Here is a 1,386-nt window from a genome sequence, read left to right on the forward strand (position 1 = left end):
CGCCGAAGCCGCCCAGGATCACGTTGAAGAACGAGCGGTTCATCGCCTTGCACATGATGTAGCTCAGGATCGCGCCCGAGCTGCCCACCAGCGAGCCCGCGATGATCAGCATGCTGTTGTTCAAACTGAAGCCGATGCCTGCGGCCGCCCAGCCCGAGTAGCTGTTGAGCATCGACACCACCACCGGCATGTCCGCCCCGCCGATCGGAATGATCAGCAGCACGCCCAGCACGAAGCCCAGCGCGATCACCAGCGTGATGTCCATGCTGCTCTGCGAATGCCAGTAGCCGAACACGAAGAACGCAGCCGCCAGGCCCAGCACCAGATTCAGGATGTGCTGCCCCGGGAACTGCACCGGCGCGCCCTGGAACAGCCGGAACTTGTACTTGCCCGAGAGCTTGCCGAACGCGATGACCGAGCCGCTGAAGGTCACTGCGCCGATGAAGGCGCCCAGCGCCAGCTCGATGCGGTTGCCGCCCGGGATCGGTGCGTCCTTGGCCGCGATGCCGAAGGCGTGCGGCTCGATCACCGCGGCCGCGGCGATGAAGACCGCCGCCAGGCCGATCATGCTGTGCATGAAAGCGACCAGCTCGGGCATCTTGGTCATCTCGACGCGCTTGGCCATCAAGGCCCCGGCCGAGCCGCCGACCAGCAGGCCGAGCAGCACCCACACCAGCCCGCCGATGCCGCCATCGGCCAGCTTGACGATGAGCGCCGCGGTCGTGACCACGGCGATCGCCATGCCGGCCATGCCGAACAGGTTGCCGCGGATCGAGGTGGTCGGGTGGCTCAGGCCCTTGAGGGCCTGGATGAAGCAGACGCTCGCGACGAGGTAGAGCAGCGTGACGAGGTCGAGACTCATTTCGCCTCCCCCTTCTTCGCCGCGGGCTTGTCCTTCTTCTTGAACATCTCGAGCATGCGCCTCGTGACGAGGAAGCCGCCGAAGACGTTGACCGCGGCCAGCGCCACGGCCAGCACGCCGAAGGTCTTGGCCGAGGCGCCTTCGGTCAGCGCCGCCGCCAGCATGGCGCCGACGATGACGATCGCGCTGATCGCGTTGGTGACGGCCATCAACGGCGTGTGCAGCGCGGGGGTGACGGTCCACACCACGTGGTAGCCCACGTAGATGGCCAGCACGAAGATGATGAGGTTGGTGACGGTGGGGGAGACGAATTCCATGGCGGGATGTCCTTTGATCATTTGCGCCGCACTTCGCCGCCCTGCGTCATCAGGCAGGCTGCGACGATGTCGTCGTCCATCGGAACCTGGAAGCCGCCGTCCTTGGGCAACACCAGCTTGAGGAAGTCGAGCACGTTGCGGGCGTAGAGGCTGGAGCTGTCGGCCGCGACGAGCGCGGGCAGGTTGGTCTCGCCGACCAGCGTGACG

At 66.2% G+C, this 1,386-nt stretch carries 2 protein-coding genes and 1 pseudogene; all 3 read right to left on the reverse strand.

All coding sequences use genetic code 11. From position 1 onward, the window contains the following. Positions 1-862 (reverse strand): NAD(P)(+) transhydrogenase (Re/Si-specific) subunit beta (locus V4F39_RS15635; protein WP_332290598.1); only part of this gene is annotated, 862 nt, incomplete at its 3' end. Next, a complete protein-coding gene (locus V4F39_RS15640; RefSeq protein ID WP_332290599.1) occupies positions 859-1,179 on the reverse strand; it encodes an NAD(P) transhydrogenase subunit alpha part 2 in 321 nt (106 codons plus the stop codon). The genes V4F39_RS15635 and V4F39_RS15640, both read right to left, overlap by 4 nt. Before the next feature lie 17 nt (positions 1,180-1,196). Next, a pseudogene (locus tag V4F39_RS15645) lies at positions 1,197-1,386 on the reverse strand (NAD(P)(+) transhydrogenase (Re/Si-specific) subunit alpha); the annotation flags it as partial.

It is taken from the genome of Aquincola agrisoli (genome assembly GCF_036621135.1).
GTDB classification, from domain to species: Bacteria; Pseudomonadota; Gammaproteobacteria; order Burkholderiales; family Burkholderiaceae_C; genus Aquincola; species Aquincola agrisoli.

What these genes read in the sequence shown, in the direction of transcription:
- V4F39_RS15640 (WP_332290599.1), bottom strand. Translation starts at nt 1,179, where the DNA reads ATGGAATTCGTCTCCCCCACCGTCACCAACCTCATCATCTTCGTGCTG.